At 40.2% G+C, this 16353-nt stretch carries 13 protein-coding genes; 5 read left to right on the top strand and 8 right to left on the bottom strand.

The annotated features are described in order from the left end of the window. Positions 1-28: 28 nt before the first annotated feature. The 4 genes from BLU80_RS03785 to BLU80_RS03775 all read right to left on the bottom strand — a co-directional run bounded on the left by BLU80_RS03785 (position 29) and on the right by BLU80_RS03775 (position 4880). Positions 29-1246 carry a transposase gene (locus BLU80_RS03785; protein ID WP_091393687.1) on the bottom strand — a complete coding sequence of 406 codons (1218 nt, stop codon included), beginning with the start codon at positions 1244-1246 and terminating at the stop codon, positions 29-31. 155 nt (positions 1247-1401) lie between these two features. Beyond that, positions 1402-1551 carry a hypothetical protein gene (locus tag BLU80_RS19500; RefSeq protein ID WP_170831130.1) on the bottom strand — a complete coding sequence of 50 codons (150 nt, stop codon included), beginning with the start codon at positions 1549-1551 and terminating at the stop codon, positions 1402-1404. 36 nt (positions 1552-1587) lie between these two features. Next, complete coding sequence (locus tag BLU80_RS03780; protein WP_244518720.1) at positions 1588-3465, bottom strand: glycoside hydrolase family 2 protein; 1878 nt, start codon at positions 3463-3465, stop codon at positions 1588-1590. Positions 3466-3815: 350 nt separating this feature from the next. Then, positions 3816-4880, bottom strand: a complete 1065-nt coding sequence (locus tag BLU80_RS03775) for a tetratricopeptide repeat protein (RefSeq protein ID WP_091393685.1) — start codon at positions 4878-4880, stop codon at positions 3816-3818. A 265-nt stretch (positions 4881-5145) separates the two neighbouring features. Between BLU80_RS03775 and BLU80_RS03770 the strand changes: the two genes are divergently transcribed. Further along, positions 5146-6360 carry a C1 family peptidase gene (locus BLU80_RS03770; protein ID WP_244518718.1) on the top strand — a complete coding sequence of 405 codons (1215 nt, stop codon included), beginning with the start codon at positions 5146-5148 and terminating at the stop codon, positions 6358-6360. Between the two features lie 126 nt (positions 6361-6486). Here the strand turns inward: BLU80_RS03770 and BLU80_RS03765 are convergent, their stop codons facing one another. From BLU80_RS03765 to BLU80_RS03755, 3 genes are all read right to left on the bottom strand, one after another. Beyond that, positions 6487-7683 carry an MFS transporter gene (locus tag BLU80_RS03765; RefSeq protein WP_091393682.1) on the bottom strand — a complete coding sequence of 399 codons (1197 nt, stop codon included), beginning with the start codon at positions 7681-7683 and terminating at the stop codon, positions 6487-6489. Positions 7684-7858: 175 nt separating this feature from the next. Then, entirely contained in the window at positions 7859-10246 is a 2388-nt protein-coding gene (locus BLU80_RS03760; RefSeq protein ID WP_211481738.1) for a family 20 glycosylhydrolase, read from the bottom strand. Between the two features lie 205 nt (positions 10247-10451). Then, positions 10452-11078 (bottom strand): carboxypeptidase-like regulatory domain-containing protein, encoded by a 627-nt coding sequence (locus tag BLU80_RS03755; RefSeq protein WP_091393679.1) that lies wholly within the window; start codon positions 11076-11078, stop codon positions 10452-10454. Between the two features lie 229 nt (positions 11079-11307). On the opposite strand from BLU80_RS03755, the gene BLU80_RS03750 reads away from it, so the two are divergent. From BLU80_RS03750 to BLU80_RS03735, 4 genes are all read left to right on the top strand, one after another. Further along, the gene (locus BLU80_RS03750; RefSeq protein ID WP_091393676.1) at positions 11308-12381 is read left to right on the top strand and encodes an Mrp/NBP35 family ATP-binding protein; all 1074 of its coding nucleotides are present in this window, start codon (positions 11308-11310) and stop codon (positions 12379-12381) included. A gap of 66 nt (positions 12382-12447) precedes the next feature. Then, the gene (locus BLU80_RS03745; RefSeq protein WP_091393673.1) at positions 12448-12921 is read left to right on the top strand and encodes a CAP domain-containing protein; all 474 of its coding nucleotides are present in this window, start codon (positions 12448-12450) and stop codon (positions 12919-12921) included. A 491-nt stretch (positions 12922-13412) separates the two neighbouring features. Further along, the gene (gene queA / locus BLU80_RS03740; protein ID WP_091393670.1) at positions 13413-14462 is read left to right on the top strand and encodes a tRNA preQ1(34) S-adenosylmethionine ribosyltransferase-isomerase QueA; all 1050 of its coding nucleotides are present in this window, start codon (positions 13413-13415) and stop codon (positions 14460-14462) included. A 106-nt stretch (positions 14463-14568) separates the two neighbouring features. Continuing rightward, on the top strand, positions 14569-15318 hold the full coding sequence (locus tag BLU80_RS03735; protein WP_091393666.1) for a tyrosine-protein phosphatase: 750 nt from the start codon (positions 14569-14571) through the stop codon (positions 15316-15318). A gap of 166 nt (positions 15319-15484) precedes the next feature. On the opposite strand, the gene BLU80_RS03730 is transcribed toward BLU80_RS03735, so the two are convergent. Continuing rightward, a complete protein-coding gene (locus tag BLU80_RS03730) occupies positions 15485-16225 on the bottom strand; it encodes an acyltransferase family protein (protein ID WP_091393663.1) in 741 nt (246 codons plus the stop codon). Positions 16226-16353: the final 128 nt, after the last annotated feature.

Raw genomic sequence — 16353 nt, 5'->3', positions numbered from 1 at the left:
TCTTTAAAAGCAATATTTCGGTAATAAATTAAGCGGCCATAGCGCCGATATTTAGGCATTTTGAATAGAGCTTTTTTATTTTATTGCAATTCAGCTCTAGACCCAAGTTTGAAAAAATAGTTTCCGTGAGGTATTTGTTGTAGTACCAGGTTTTGATACTCCTCATGGAAAACGGGATGTCTGATTTGTCTTTCAGACTTGCCCAACAGGTTAACTTCATAAGTGATACGGACATGAGCGATAAATTAAAATGGTTATATAATTTGTTTTCACTGACCGCCTGGCACTCTTCCAGGCCGGTATATTGTTTTGCATCTCGTATTAGAAACTCAATCTGGAATCGTAATCCATAATATTGCATGATTTTCTTTCCCTCCATATTAATGTCGGTACTTAAGAATACGGTATGCCCGCTGCCCTGTTTGTGTTTTAGATATATCACTTTAGCTTCTCTTTTTAACGTGACACACCATACAATTAACTCAAAGGCCAGAACATGATCGTCTTCATAACACAGCTTCCATCTACGTTTATCGATATTATTCATATCGACTTTTCCTGCGTAACGGCGTTTTCTGCCTCTGCCTGTCTTCTGTTGGCCTTTATACAGGTACTGCAGGTTCGCATCTGGCCGCATGCGGGTAATTACCTGAAGACCCATCTTCAACATCGGTTCGATAAATGTTTTTTTCATAAAATAGCCATCTACTGCCAGATAATCAGTAAAAGACTTAATTCGACCAATGTTGTTTCTGATAATACCCACGTAATGATCCATCAGGGCATTTTTCATTTCTCCGGGCGTCTGTACCGCTTCAATGCTATAGGCCGTTTCATCTTCGACATCAACCAGTGCCAGACAGCCTATTTCCAGTCCCGGCTTAGCCCTTTGATCCTTTCCGCTCCAGAACCTGCCTTTGCCAAAGGTCTTTTTCCCGCTTTTGCGGATGAAGCTCGGATCAAAGGCTGCGATACACTCTTTAGCCTTGAGCTTGCAAAAGGAGCTGTCAAACAATGCCGTGAAGTTCATTTTCTTACTAAACTGATTCCTAATGCTTTTTTCAGAATACTGACCATCAGCATACCGGAAAAGGTTCAGGAAATTATGCCGTACGGGCAGCATGATCCATTTTTCAAAGATCCAGCCCAGAAATTTCTTCTGGGGTTTGGTCAATTCGCAAACTTGATTTATTCTTGCACTGATAAGGCCCATGGCTTTATTAAGGGCGGTGGTTTTCTGTTTCACACCAAATTCTACCGCCTTTTTTCTTCTCTTTCTCCGCCTGTGAATAAATTCTCCCCAAAATCAAGAAATTTAAATTTTATCCACATTTTTCCGGGCTTAAAAAGTTACCGAAGTATTGTAAAAGATGAATCAACAACTTTCCATTCACCAGTGTATTAACGCCCGGCTAAGTTAGGTTTTATTTTTGATAAATAATCTTTGACAACTCCTTGTGTTGCATTTATTAAGCCGAAAATAACTTTGAAAAAAAGAAAAAGTGCCTCAGGGTATATTACACCTGAAGCACCTAATTTTAAAAATTTCACTTTTTTAATCTAAATATACTTTTGCTTGGGAAATGATTAATTTTCTTCCTGGTATAAAGGCGCATGTAGATCATGGAGTTTGTCCTCCGGCATTTTGATGACTTTTCTGTCATACGTCATTATTCCATTGGTTTCTACTTCTACATCGGTTGTCTGTGTATAAACTGCTGCAGACAAACCTAATGGAATCAATTTTTTAAGTCTTTGTATCAATTGACTATACCTTTTTAATAGCTCATCCTGGTTTTTAAAACTTTGGTAGCCCCAGTTGTCATTTTGTTGCCAGGTATGTCCGGATATCGGTAGACCAAGGCCTCCAAATTCACCAAGAACTAATGCCATCCCTGATTTCCCAAATACCTCTGGATCTGGCATTGCCGGGTCCGGATAGTTATGTAAATCCAGCATGTCCCCAACCCAGAAGAAATTACCTCCGCTGGCACTATTTACCAGTCTGGAAGGGTCGTAGTTTTTAGTCCATTTAGTGATATCCACTGTTTTAAATTGGCCCCAGGCTTCATTAAAAGGAGTCCATACAACAATGCTAGGGAAATTATAAGTGGCATCGATCATTGCTTTCCATTCTTTTCTGTAATACCCTTCGGATGCTGCAGAGCGTTGCTTATCCCTGTTTAGCCCATTGGAAATGCCGGGGTGATTATCCCAGGTATTGCCGCCCAAATCCCCACTTGGCATATCCTGCCAAACCAGCATGCCAAGGCTATCGCAGTAATAATACCATCTGGCTGGTTCAATTTTGATATGCTTACGGATCATATTGAAGCCCATTTTCTTGGTTTGTTCAATATCAAATAATAAGGCTTCATCAGTAGGTGCTGTATACAGTCCGTCGGGCCACCAGCCCTGGTCAAGCGGACCAAATTGGAAAATAGGCTTATTATTTAATCCCATACGTGTAATGCCTTTGCTGTCTTTTACTAAAGAGGATTTACGCATGGCAAAATAACTGCTGACTGCATCTATTTGTTTGCCCTTTCTAAGTACGGTAATTTGCAGTTGATAAAGATGAGGGTCAGTTGGAGACCAGTTATGAGGGGTCTTAATGGATAAATTAGTAGTGGTGCCGGCTGTGGCGGTGGTTTGAGCAACTATTTCGCCTTTATCTAAGGCCACAAATTTAACCTGGTCACCATTTTGCGCACCGATGACATTGGCCGAAACCATCAAGCTGGAGGCATCCAGGTCTGGCGTTTGTTTGGTAGAAACAATATAGGTTTCAGGCACTAGCTCGGTCCATACTGTTTGCCATATACCTGTAACAGGTGTGTACCAGATGCCATTGGGGCCGCTTACCTGTTTACCTCGTGGCTGAGGTCCTTTATCTGTTGGATCCCATACTCTTATACTAATCTGTTGTGTTTTGCCTTTTTGTAAATATGGTGTAATGTCAAAACTGAATGGATCGTATCCGCCTTCGTGGCGTCCAACTTTTTTGCCATTAACATACACGTCCGTACGCCAGTCAACAGCTCCAAAATGCAACAATAATCTTTCCTTTGAGGATATGTTCTTTTGGTTAATAACTGTGTTATACCAAAGAGCGTGATCCTCTCCTACTGTTTTTCCTACGCCAGACAGAGCGGACTCTACCGGATAGGGAACCAGTATTTTGCCGTCAAACTTAGTAGGAATGGCATCCTGGGCAGCATTCGTAATTGCATACTGCCAAAGGCCGTTCAGGTTTTGCCACTGGGACCTCTTTAATTGTGGTCTTGGATATTCCGGCAGCGGTGATTTTGGATTAACCTGTTCAGCCCATTTGGTCATGATTTTTCCTTCAACCGGCTTATAATCCTGAGCAATTAAAGAATGACTACTAATAAAAAGCCCCGCCAATACTAATGAGGAGGCCAGTTGCCGAATTCTTTTTGACTGCGTTTTAGTTTGCATCATTTTTATGAAATTTATATTAAATATTTTGATTATGTGTTGAAGTGCAGAAACCTTATTATTCTAATACCCGATGGAGTCCATAAGATTCATTAAATTCTAAGCTTTTGGAATGATTGCTCCATAAACAAAAAGCCTGAACAACCAAATTTCCTGTTCAGGAGGTCAAATTACAACAGTTTTTCAATTATAGGAGTAAAATATCCGGTCATTTAGTATTTGTTAAGAATCTAATAGGGACAGGCATTTCAGCGAATTTATCAGTGCAAAAAGTGCATAATAAAAACAGGGTTTTCCATGGTAATTTGTAAATTAACGGACAGTGTGATCCTGCAAGCATGACAAGCGGATTTTTAACGTTCCTCTCTTGCTCTAATGATGGCCATATACTTGTTATATAACTGCAGATCTGTTTCTTTTAAATGTTTACGACATTTAGCGATATAAATTAAATCTGTGGGAGCACTTAAAGTAGCTTGTTCAACATCGTACAATGCCAGATAGCTTAACAATGCTTTTTGTTGCATAGCATCGTTTATAGAGAAATCAACAGGGAGTTCAATGAGCTGGAAAATGCCCTGTAGGAACCCGATGGCGACAGCTCTTGCAGGGGCCTGGCTGCCAATGAGCTTTTTAATTTCATTCGGTGCTTCTATGGTGGGATTTTGTATAATCATGCTTTCCGCTAATTCTGGGAAGTAAAGTAAGCTCTTAGCATATTGTTGCCTTGCATCCTTGTTTTGGTTATTTTCGAAATAACTTCCTGCCAGTAAATAAGATAGCCTCCCATCCTGAGGGAAAGCCTTCCGTGCTTCCTTTAATAAATCTACGGTTTGTATTTTTGCTCTTGGATTTATTTTCTGACGTTGTAATATAGATGTAATGCCGTCTACTAAGTGATAAATACCACATTGCTCATGCAGATAAGGTGCATACGGACCTTCTTTTGAGCTGGTTGATGAACTGCTGGTAAGTGGATTTTCTTCATCTGGGACTTCCTTTTTAATACATGACTTTATTAAGTCCTGGGAAAGTCTATATAATAATTGCAATAAACTTTGAGAAAAATTACTCAGCCATTTTCCAAATTCATAGTCTTTAAAATCCTGTAATAACTGCTGCAGTTTTTCTTGATCGATCACTGTGAGCTGTTTTCCGGTATTATTCCATCCTTCTAGTTTGGGCGCCCAGTCCAGTGCCGCTTTTCTGGCGGCATAAACAGCGGGTTCCTTCTTTTGCAACTCTTCCGGAGTCTCAATGGGATTATTGCTATTCCAGTTGTTAAAGGCTATTTCTGTTGCATTAAAATCCAGTGCGATTAAAAGGCGTATTATCTCTTCCGAACTGGCAGTCTGCCAAAGATCAGGACGGTTAAAATGACTGCCTTTTGTGGGTCTTCTACTGTTTCTGCTTCTCATATGATCTGTATCGGAATTTGAAGATTTTCAGATGCCACTACAAATATAAGGGAAGCTGCTAAATAAGACCTGGGATTTTGGTTGAGGATATGCTTTTCTCTATTCAGAATTGGCATTATGGACTTACCGGTCATAAGGAGAAATTCAGATCAGATTTATAATATCAAATCCTTATCTTTGGAAACCGCTTTGCAAACTAGATGGATGCACAAAGCGGAGAAAGTATAATGTATAATTCTGATTTATATCAAATTAATTATTTTTTATGATGGGATTTAATGTAAGGACAGCTATTTGTGCGACCCTGGCTTGTTGCGCAATCTCCTATTCTGTGCCTATGTATGGGCAGGTCGATCTGATTAATAAAGTAAATAAAGATCAGACCGTCCTTAAGGATCAGGGTTATCATTTTACAGATTTGATCAATTTAACTTATACACCTGTTGAAAATCAGGGGAAATCGGGAACTTGTTGGAGCTATTCCACCAATTCCTTTTTGGAAAGTGAAATGATTAAAAAAGGGAAACAGCCGGTTCATCTCTCAAAAATATTTACAGCCCGGTGTGTTTATCTGGAAAAAGCAGAGAATTATTTAAGAATGGATGGCAACCTGAATTATGGAGACGGCGGCCAGGCTCATGACGTGACCAATATGTTGGCTAAATATGGTACAATGCCTGAACAGGTTTACACAGGTTTGATTAATGGAGCAACCATTAATGATTTTGATCCTATGCAAAAAGAAATCCAGCAATATCTTAAGGACTGGCTGGCTAATCACCATATTCCGGATAATTGGAAGGACACCATTAATATGGTTATGGATAGTCATTTGGGTAAAGCACCTGAAAAATTTACTTTTAAAGGTAAAGATTATACGCCATTATCATTTGCAAAAGACTATACTGGACTGAATGCAAATGATTATGTTGAAATCATGAGCCAGACCAATACCCCTTATTGGAAAAGAGCAATGCTTATGGTACCGGATAACTGGGCATTTATGGAAAATTATGTGAATGTTCCGCTAGCTGACTTAACTGAAATTATCGACGGTGCTTTAAAAAAAGGATATACGGTTGAATGGGATACGGATTGCTCTGAGCCATATTTTAGTTGGCTTAATAGCGTCGCAATTGTACCCGAAGGCGCAGATACTTTGAATAATAAAAAACTGGATAAAGCTGCCATCGCCAACTGGTTTACAAAAGTCAGCCCTGAAATGAAAATTACAGCCAAAAACAGACAAGATGCATATAATGATAAAAGAACGACGGACGATCATTTAATGCATATTGTTGGGCTGGCCAAAGATCAGAATGGAGATGAATTTTATATTGTAAAGAACTCCTGGGGAACAGGCAATGTTTATAAAGGATTTTTATACGCATCAAAAGCATTTGTCAATTATAAAACAGTGGCCATTATGGTCAATAAAAATGCCCTTGCCCCGGCAATCAAGAAGAAAATGGCTCTTTAATATAAGGATTAAACCAACAGTTTTTTATTTTTATATTAAGTAAAGACAGACAGGCATGTGAATAAAGGATGTATTTGCGTCCGATTTCACATGCCTGTTTCATGTCTGAAACACGATTAAATAAGTTTAGTCAGAATTGGTAAGATTTAGCTTTCTACGCCCAAAAATATGCAGCAGCAGCATTAGCAGGGATAAAATTATGCCGCTAATTGAGATACCGGTCCAACCGGTATAATACCAAATATAACCACCGATCAAGGTGCCTAATGAGCCTCCGATGAAATACCAGACCATGTAAACCGTGTTAATGCGGTTTCTGGCCGGTGGGTTGCCTTGAAAAATAATGGCTTGATTGGTGATATGAACCGATTGTACTCCCCAGTCCAATAAGAATGCACCAATTATCAATCCGATAATGCTTTTGCCCGAAAATCCTAAAACGATCCAGGATATTAAAACAATAAAAATACCCATGATAATTAATTTATTTTTACTCATCCGGTCACTTAGCCTTCCTACATAGGAGGCAACGATAGCGCCTGCAATTCCAACGAGTCCCATGGCACCGGCAACGTCACTGCCCATATGAAAGGGTGCAGCTTCCAATAAGAATACAATGGTGGTCCAAAAAACGCTGAAACATGCAAAATCAAAAGCCCCTCTAAAAGAAGCTAATCTTAGGTTTGGCTGGGTATTAAATTGGGTGACAAGAGATTTAAGTAAAGAACCGTATGAGCCCTTAAATTCTGCGGGTAGCTCCGGCAAATACCTAACCAGACAAAAGAATAATAAACTTATTAAAACGGCTGCCACATAATAGATGGCCTGCCAACCAAAATGCGCTCCGATATAGCCACTAAGTGTTCTAGAGGCTAAAATCCCCATTAACAGACCGGACATAACCGTACCGATGGCTCTTCCCCTTTTGTTATCAGTAGCCAGCTGTGCAGCCATGGGGATTAATAACTGGGCAATGACGGCCGTAAATCCGATTATAAAGCTGAATACCTTTAGTAAAAAGGGTGATTTTGATAGCGCCATGCCAATTAAGGCGGCAATAATAAAAGCGAAGTCAACCAGAATTAATTTTTTGCGTCTTAATTTATCTCCCAGTGGTACAATAAAAAACAATCCAAAAGCATAACCTATCTGGGTAAGCATGGGAATACTGCTGATTTGTAACTCGGATATGCCAAAGTCTTTTGCCATTAGTCCCAGTAAAGGCTGGTTGTAGTAGTTATTGGCAACAACTACACCGGTAGTAACGGACATGATGATTAATAAACCTGTACTAAGTCCCTGACCGTCTTTTAGATGTGTCATGACGTTATTTTTTGATTGGAAATACTTTTAATAAAGTGAATGTATATTTTTCGGGCATTGTCAGCTCCCTCAATAAGATTCAACGTGGAATTCGGAGTAAATTTGCAACTAAAGCAGCCCCGGTATATACCTTAAAATGGCTACACCAGGGCTGTGTCTTTTATTTTTCAATCATTTATTTAAGCATTTCCGCTGTTACAGGTTGCGCTGTATGGCTTCCTGGTCCGCTGTATTCAAGCTGGAGCTTATAACCGCCACCACCTTCTATAAAATCAAGATTGAAAAAGTGCTGTCCTTTCTCCAGTGCTATTTGCCCGTTTTTTTCTATGGCTGAATGTAAACCATCGTTATCAACGACGATTTGATGGTCAATATTCAAGACTGCACCGTCATCTGCCGTCAGATAAAATGTATAGATACCTGATTCCGGTACAGTGATAACACCGTTATATTTAAGTCCAAAGGCGCCTGCGGTTGCCTGCTTTGCATCAACCGAGATATCGGGCTGATTCCATGTTCCTGTTATGGCCGCTTTGGATAAGTCTTTTACAGTTTTAAAGCTGCCTGCAAAATACTGTACCTGCATTCCCGTGTAATTTCTTTTTACCATGACCGCTTTACGTAAACTGGTCTTCGTATAATGACATGTGTAAATATCACCTCTGTTTCCCGAAGGGGTAAATGCTGCCAGCCTGATGGTTTTATCTGTTTTTATAATTAAGGGCTGGTTTAAAACCGGATCCTCAATAGTTGGGTTATTTCCATTTATTGTATAATGTATGGTCAGATCTTCTTTGGGGGGATAGACCTTTAATACTGCACTGTCTAAAAAGGCATTATTTTGTAAGGTTCCCTGGATATCCGGGAGACGATAATGGATATTCATTTTATCCATACGCGTGAATTGCTGATTTAACCTTCGCATAAAGGAGCTGTCATTCGTTTTGGCGGTCCATAGTACTTCTGCAAGTGCCAGCATCCTGGGGTATTCCTGGTATTCCAGACGGTTAGTAGTGGGAATGTATTCTGTCCAGGAGTTGGCCTGTGCCCCCATAATATTGGCCGCCTGCTGCTGGTTTAAGTCTTTTGGAATGGGATTAAAATGATACACATTCATTAAAGAGTTTTTATCAGGAATGGCATCAAAATACAAAGGATTACCTGGTGTCATAATTACCTTGTTTCCTTGCCTTGCTGCAATTATGGGTGCTTCAGGAACCCAGGAGCGCCAATACATCACATTGGCAGTAGAGGTTACTCCGCCTTCAAGAATTTCATCCCAGCCAATTAATTTTTTCCCGTGCTGATTAAAGAATTTTTCCATTCTTCTCACAAAATAGCTTTGGAGCTCATTTACATTTTTCAGATCTTCCTTTTTTAAGGTCACTGCACATTCTGCGGAGTTTTTCCAGCTTTCCTTATTTACTTCATCGGCACCTAAATGCACATATTCATAAGGGAAAATATCAAAAATTTCTTTATAAACATTTTCAGCAAAGGTATAAGTGGCCTCATTGCAAGGGCACATTGGGACAGAAAATCCCTCGCCTGTTTCATGACCCGCACTGCAGGCTAAAAACGGATAAAGACTGATGGCGGTTCTGGAATGGCCGGGCATATCAATTTCTGGGATTATATCAATGTGTCGTGCCGCTGCATAAGCTACTAATGCCTTCATTTCTTTTTGCGTGTAAAAGCCTCCATACATCATTTTGCCATTGATCATTTTAAGATGACTGCTATCCAAATACATGTCAGGATCGCCGGTTTGCTGAGCTCTTTTGATGCAGGCAGAATCATGGGCATCCAATGTTCTCCATGCGCCTTCGCTGGTTAATTTGGGATATTTTTTGATTTCTATGCGCCAGCCTTCGTCGTCGGTTAAATGCAAATGGAATTTGTTGAATTTATACAGTGCCAGTCTGTCAATGAATTTATAGAGGTAATCCATAGAGAAAAAGTGTCTGGCAACGTCCAGATGCATGCCTCTATAAGCGTAGGCCGGATAATCCAGGATATCAACGGCAGGAACAGACGCTGAAGGCGCCCCATGTCCATCTTCTATACTAACAGGCAATAATTGTCTAATGGTTTCAATGGCTCTAAAAATGCCTGCTTTATCATTAGCTGTTATTTTGATGTAACTGGAAGTAATCTGCAGTTTATAGCCTTCCGGATGATTCAGATGAGCATCCAGTTCCAGTGAAATGAAATTGGAAATTGGGGCTGATGCGACCTCTTTTAAAGGGAGTTTTATCAGATCTTTTAAATCCTGAATTTCTGTCCGGAGCTCTTTACTCTGGACGCTTAATACTGTAGCCTTATTAAAAGTAAAACGGCCATTTCCAGGAGTCAGTGACTGAGGATAAGGAATTAAAGGGTATCTTGAATCCTGTTGGGATTGCTGAAAATTATTGCTACTGACCTGTGATTGTCCCTTCATGGGTAAGAGGCAAAGGGTCAGGCCCAACAGTGACAGTCCTATAAAGATTTTTTTTAAAGTTACCCCATTCATGTTATTCCTAATGGGTTTAAAGTGTCCTTGTGCTTTTAAATGTTGCATGTTAAATAGCGCGTTTTCTTAACTTAGTTATGATATGTGAATGTATAGAGAGAAAACTTGTACTAAGAGGCCATTGTATGACAGAAGATCAAACAATTGATAGATATTCAGGAATTGTCATTATCTGGTGTAATATCAATTAGTTAAGTATAATTTGCTTTAATTGATTGCGAGGGTAGAAATATAGGGTAAAACCTATTTAGTTTTAATCTGAGCTTCCCCCTTCTTTAAGAGATCTGATAAAATCTCTCCAGGCAAGTGGATTGAAAATGCCAGATGTCGGCACCATGCCCCTGCCCGCTCCTCTCTGAAAATCTTCGCGGCTGTGCATATTATAAATAGCATCACCGTCAAGTGGCATACGCCGCATCTCTTTAAGAAGCTTTTTGATATTCAGGTTTTCCCGGGCTATGTCCGCATTTGTGCGAACAATAGGGGAATTAATAAACATATATTTGAATTGAGCCGGCGTTGGCAACGGACTGACAATCGCTGTTGGAAGAAACGCGGTATCTTCTGAGAGTATAGGAGAACTATACAGCTGATTGGTGGCCGTTTGCAGGGGCACCTGGACAATTACGGACTTAAAGCCAATGTAAGAAAATTCTATAGAATCTCCGGGTGATACCGCAATGGAATATATACCTGCGTCATTGGCGATGGTTCCCCTTTTTGTGCCTCTTACAAATATACTGGCACCAGGCAAGGTTGTACTGTCGCTGGCCTGGACGATACCCGATAGCTGAATTACTTTTTGTTGCTGAGCCTGGGTCTTCTGACAAAGGCTTCCTGCCAAAAACAAAAACAGAAAAATATATATGTTTAGCTTCATTCGTTTTTTTTGCGATGGCCGCTGATACTCTATGGGTTAGTTTGTTTTGTTCCCTCAGACCACTGATCAACGGTACGTTTCAAAATTAATGAAAATACTAGAATCCTCATCGGTTTAACGTAACATTAAACCAGGGCAAAAGGCTTTTGACGGCTTTTATTCGTCAAGTCGCCTGTAATGGGTTATTTTTGCACCCAGAAAATAATCTATTACTTAAATTTTATATAAAATGACGGAAGAAGAAATCGTAAAGGCCCTAACCAATGTGATAGATCCGGAGCAAAAAAAGGATATCATCTCATTACATATGGTAAGTGATATCAAGATTCAAGATAAAAATATTTCACTGACTGTAGGTGTCCCTATGAGTTCAGCCCCCCATAAAGGCAGTATCAACGAACAATGTGAGACTCAGATTAAAAAATTGGATCCCTCTGTAAATGTAAATGTCACTTTTACAGCAAAGACCAGTAAAATTGCGGCTGTTCAACAAAAGGTTTTGCCTGGCGTTAAGAACATCATTGCCGTGGTAAGCGGAAAAGGAGGTGTTGGTAAAAGCACCGTTTCTGCTAACCTTGCACTTGCCCTGGCTCAGGATGGATTCAGCGTTGGCTTTATGGATGCGGATATATATGGCCCGAGCGGCCCTATTATGTTCGGGGTACGTGGAGACCGACCAATGATGATGGAAGTGGATGGCAAGGCTAAAATTGCGCCGCTGGAGAAGTATGGAATAAAAATTATAAGTATAGGGCTGCTAGTTGATGAAAGACAGGCAGTTGTGTGGAGAGGGCCTATGGTCAGCAGTGCGGTTCGTCAGTTCGTCACAGATGTATACTGGGGTGATTTGGACTATCTAGTTATTGACATGCCTCCCGGAACAGGAGATATTCATTTGACACTCATGCAATTAGTGCCTGTAACCGGCGTTGTTATTGTTACGACACCGCAGGATGTGGCGCTGGCCGATGCAAAAAAGGGAATTGCGATGTTTGGCCAGGCGCAAATTAATGTGCCCATTTTGGGAATCGTAGAGAATATGGCCTATTTTACTCCTGCGGAACTTCCTGATAATAAATATTATATTTTTGGAAAAGAAGGAGGAAAGCATCTGGCCGATGAGTATGATATCGCGTTTTTAGGCCAAATTCCGCTGGTGCAAAGCATTCGTGAAGGCGGAGACCTGGGCGAGCCTGCCATGATGGGGCCTGATGAAATAACTAAAAAGGCTTTCCGAGCATTTGCGGATAATACGGTAAAGCAAGTAGCCTTGAACCGGGCGGAACATATCGTTACCAGATAAAATACAGCGATTGAATAAACCAATGGCATATTTTAAAAGTCAAAATGGGGAAAATACAAATAATTTATGATGCGCCCATTTAGATACCTAATCATCTTGACCATTCTAGGTTTTGGAATTGCTTTTAGTGCTGCCGCACAAAGAACTTCCGGAAGCCGCAATCAGTTTGCAAGGGAAATTTTAAAATATACCAATCAATACAGGCACCGGCAGGGACTGCCGGCGCTTGTACTGGATCCCACAGCTTCCAGGCTTGCACAACAACATAGCCGGGATATGGCTAATGGAAACTCAGGTTTCGGGCATGGTGGTTTTCAGCAAAGAACCAATCAGTTAAGAGCAGCCTATGGCCGTACTATTGCTACAGGAGAAAATGTAGCTTATGGGCAATTATCTGCCAAAGAGGTCGTGAATATCTGGATAAATAGTGCCCCGCATAGAAAGAATTTGAGGGGAAACTTCAACAAGGTTGGTATCGGGATTGCTTATAACCAACAGGGTATTGCCTTTTTTACTCAGTTATTTGTTCGAACCAATTAAGTCAATTTACCATCGGATAAATCCGAAAACGCGCCCTATACTCAGGTAGTACTAAAAACAACATGATCACAAGCCTATTCATCCCCTCTCATGTTTCCATTATAAGGGACGTATTATCTTAGCTGTGATTGTTATTTCTGTTACAAGACTAAGACAAATAGTTTAAAAACGTATTATATTAGTTTTTTTATTAAGATTCATTTACAAATTGCCTGTAACTTTAAGTCCCCCGCCTGCATGGCAGTGGTTTGGAAAAGCGAATTAGAAAATGAAAACATAATATTATAGCAATTAAATCGTTAATATCTGGTTGTGAAAGATTATTTTCTTAATTTTGCGCACTTATAATGATGCCGTAACATCATCCAGTCGCCCCGTAAGGCGTCGACAGAATGTATGTGGGCTATTAAAAAATATTAATTAATAGACACAGGATTCACCCCAAAAAGGCTACTTTTTAGGGCTACATCTGTAAAATCTGAACCAAGCACATGAAATTATCTCAGTTTCGCTTCGATTTACCCCTGAATTTAATTGCCCAGAACCCACCCAAAAATCGTGAAGATGCTCGTTTAATGGTCGTTGAAAGAAGTACCGGCCGTATTGAGCATAAGCAGTTTAAAGACGTTTTGGATTATTTTGATGACAAAGATGTATTTGTTGTAAATAATACCAAGGTATTTCCGGCCAGGATGTATGGTAGAAAGGAAAAGACCGGGGCTAAAATTGAAGTCTTTTTGCTTCGTGAACTCAATAAGCAAAATCGCCTCTGGGATGTAATTGTGGATCCGGCCCGTAAGATTCGGGTAGGTAATAAACTTTATTTTGGTGAAAATGACGAACTAGTCGCAGAAGTCATCGACAATACGACAAGTCGTGGAAGAACCATCCGTTTTCTTTGGGATAGTGATGAGGCAAGCTTTAGAAAGATGCTGGAATTTATGGGAGAAACCCCGCTTCCTAAATATATTAAGCGTAAACCCACCGAAGAGGATAAAGAGCGTTATCAGACGGTTTATGCTAAATATGAAGGAGCTGTTGCTGCCCCGACTGCGGGTATGCACTTTAGTAAGGAATTAATTAAACGCTTGGAAATTCAAGGCGTAAAATTTGCTGAATTAACCCTGCATACCAGTCTGGGAACATTTCGTCCCATAGAGGTGGAGGACCTGAGTAAGCATAAAATGGATGCGGAGTATTTTAGAATCGATGATGAAACATGCAGGATTGTCAATGCCGCCAAAACCAGCGGTCATAGGATCTGCTCCGTTGGAACCACTACCATGCGTGCGCTGGAAAGTAGTTTTACGGCTCAGGGCTTGTTAAAGCCTAATGAAGGATGGACCAATGTATTTGTACATCCGCCCCATACCTTTAGTATTGCAGATAGTCTGATCTCTAATTTCCATTTGCCGAAAACCAGTTTACTGATTATGGTTTGTGCTTTTACAGGTTATGACCTGGCTATGGAAGCCTATCAGACGGCAATAAAAGAAAAATATAATTTCTTTACCTATGGCGATGCCATGCTGGTAATATAAAAGGTATTAATTCCAGGAAGGTAGGGCTGTGCCCTATCTTCTTATATTTCATCTTATTGCGGGAAACCGGAGACAGGACACTGCTTTTAATCTGAAAATCTGTAGGATGTTCAATTTGTTCAAAAAATCTAGTGTTGCTGCATCAAAGAGCCGTGACTGGGGTTTTGTCCAAACGGATATACACAGTCATATTTTACCAGGTATCGATGATGGAGCTCAAAATATTGAGGATAGTTTAAAACTGGTAGAGAGCATGTATAAGCATGGTTACCGTAAAATGGTCGCTACCCCCCACTCTAGTGAAGATATCTATCCCAATGACACCGCTACCATTCTTGCCCGCAGGGATTTGCTGAGAGAGGCCGTCCTAAAGGAAGGGATCGATATGCAAATAGAGGCTGCTGCGGAATATATGATTGATGAGCGGTTTGTGAAAATGGTTGAAAGTGGTGAACAAATGCTCACCATTCATGAAAACAGGGTTTTGGTTGAAATGTCTTATTTGCTGGAATCTCCCTATTTGCATAACGGGTTATTTGCATTGCAAACTCATGGTTATCAGCCAATTTTAGCACATCCTGAACGATATAATTTTTACCATAACAGTTTGGAAAAATATGATGAATTAAAAGAAAAAGGATGCCTTTTTCAATTAAATCTTATCGCTTTTTCCGGCTATTACGGTAAACACGTTAAAAAAGTAGCCAGCTATCTGTTTGAAAAAGGGATGTATGATTATGTAGGTAGTGATATTCACCATATAAGACATACCAATGCCCTGCATTCTGTGTTACAATCAAAGATTATGTCTGAATTAATAGAATATCCGTTTATTAACGGAAATATTTCTTTGTGATTTAACTGCAGGAGCCTTTTTAATAACAGGAATAATACATTTAAAACATATAAGGGCGAGGCCTAAATAAATACGTATCCCGCATTTATTTAGGCCTCGCCCTTAAATTTTGGATTGGTTTTATGTTTCGCGAAAGGTTACAATATGCTCCTTTTTCGTTTTTGAGTTACCATTTACGTTTCAGGTAGGCCCTGACAGGCTCGTCGTAGTATTTCAGGCATAAATAAGCCACCAGTATGGATCCAACCACCGTCAAGGCTCCATAACCAATCGCTAATGGCATGTTGGAAAAATGGTGATCACTTGCCCAGCCCGTATATATATAAATAAATGGATAATGGGTGATGTATAAGGGGTAAGAGATGTCTCCTAAAAATTTACAGATTTTGTTTTCAGATTTTGTTGTAGTGTAACCACTGGCTCCAATGTAAACGATTAAGGGAAATACAAGGATAATGACCATAGATTCATACAGCCCGTTTTGCCATCTGTGAAGATCTCCTCCGAATCTGGGCATTGCCAGCGCAATGATTACCAATAAGCTGCTGATTAAAAAGGCATGTTTAATCTTTGTTGGTTTTGCTATCCTGGATAATAGCAGTCCGGCAAAAAATGGGTATAATAATCTGGTAAAACCAATGCGCAATTGTTCCTCATTGACGGTCCATCCTCCTATGACATCCCCGCTTTTTCCAGTTACCAGGTAGTGAACTAATAGTGCCGCAGATAAAAACACCAGTACCCCAAGCGCTTTCTTGGAGAGTTTTCTCAGACCAATGGCATATAAAATATTGGCAATATATTCAAAAAACAATGACCATCCGGGACCGTTTAAGGGATGCATCTCTTGCCAGCCCCTAATATCCATATTGGGAGGTACCGGAATAAGCGTAAAGCCAATTAACATGGTAAGTATTACAGCCCAGACGGGTACATTGTGTGAAGTGGACCCTATTCTTTAGACAGATTTCTTTGGGTTCTAAGATAGAGGCAATAGGGATACCTCTTCTGGGTTAGGCGGTGACCTGGTGCAAA

Source organism: Arachidicoccus rhizosphaerae (genome assembly GCF_900107765.1).
GTDB classification, from domain to species: domain Bacteria; phylum Bacteroidota; class Bacteroidia; order Chitinophagales; family Chitinophagaceae; genus Arachidicoccus; species Arachidicoccus rhizosphaerae.
The sequence above is the reverse complement of the archived record's forward strand: the minus strand, read 5'-3'. Positions and strand labels throughout refer to the sequence as shown.

Coding starts and splice junctions, on each gene's coding strand:
- BLU80_RS03780 (WP_244518720.1), bottom strand. CDS start 3,465: ATGATGCAAACTAAAACGCAGTCAAAAAGAATTCGGCAACTGGCCTCC.
- BLU80_RS03765 (WP_091393682.1), bottom strand. CDS start 7,683: ATGACACATCTAAAAGACGGTCAGGGACTTAGTACAGGTTTATTAATC.
- BLU80_RS03735 (WP_091393666.1), top strand. CDS start 14,569: ATGTTCAATTTGTTCAAAAAATCTAGTGTTGCTGCATCAAAGAGCCGT.
- BLU80_RS03730 (WP_091393663.1), bottom strand. CDS start 16,225: ATGTTAATTGGCTTTACGCTTATTCCGGTACCTCCCAATATGGATATT.
- BLU80_RS03745 (WP_091393673.1), top strand. CDS start 12,448: ATGATGCGCCCATTTAGATACCTAATCATCTTGACCATTCTAGGTTTT.
- BLU80_RS03760 (WP_211481738.1), bottom strand. CDS start 10,246: ATGCAACATTTAAAAGCACAAGGACACTTTAAACCCATTAGGAATAAC.
- BLU80_RS03770 (WP_244518718.1), top strand. CDS start 5,146: ATGATGGGATTTAATGTAAGGACAGCTATTTGTGCGACCCTGGCTTGT.
- BLU80_RS03775 (WP_091393685.1), bottom strand. CDS start 4,880: ATGAGAAGCAGAAACAGTAGAAGACCCACAAAAGGCAGTCATTTTAAC.
- BLU80_RS03750 (WP_091393676.1), top strand. CDS start 11,308: ATGACGGAAGAAGAAATCGTAAAGGCCCTAACCAATGTGATAGATCCG.
- BLU80_RS03755 (WP_091393679.1), bottom strand. CDS start 11,078: ATGAAGCTAAACATATATATTTTTCTGTTTTTGTTTTTGGCAGGAAGC.
- queA (WP_091393670.1), top strand. CDS start 13,413: ATGAAATTATCTCAGTTTCGCTTCGATTTACCCCTGAATTTAATTGCC.